1 protein-coding gene is annotated in these 529 nt (G+C 48.6%); it reads left to right on the top strand.

Going from position 1 to position 529, the window contains the following annotated elements:
• Positions 1-529 (top strand): methyl-accepting chemotaxis protein (locus R7Q09_RS28125; protein ID WP_318144206.1); only part of this gene is annotated, 529 nt, incomplete at both ends.

Below are 529 nucleotides of genomic sequence, written 5' to 3' on the forward strand. Positions count from 1 at the left end.
CAGTCATTGCAATCGCACCAAAACAGTCCTGCGTGGAAGAAGGTTGAGCAAATACAGCAATCCTTCCTTAACCAGAGTGCCAACCTAGACAGCATTCAGGGGCCTCAAGCAACGGAATGGTTTCCTATGGCAACCGAGCGCATCGGTCTCATGAACCAGTTGCGTAACCAAATGGTTGATCAGATGCTCAGTGCAGCAGAACATTCCGCGCAGCAAGCCACGTTAAATCGCAACTTGTTGATGGCTGCGACTGCTGTGATTTCTCTGCTTATGATCATGATGGTGTGGGGGTTGGTTGCAAGCCTACGAAGCCGCGTTGGTCGCCTAAAACAAACCCTGCGCAGTATGTCTGAGCACCACGATATGACGGTTGAACTCGATTCTCGCGGCAAAGATGAAATCGCTTCCATCTCGAACAGCATTAATGCCTTGATCTCTAACTTCAGAAAGCTGCTGTTTGACGTCACTAAGACCAATAACGAGAGCTCAAATCGACTACAAAACATTGTTGAATCTGCGCAGGATCTTG

The sequence above is a fragment of the Vibrio sp. 2130-1 genome (assembly GCF_033339515.1).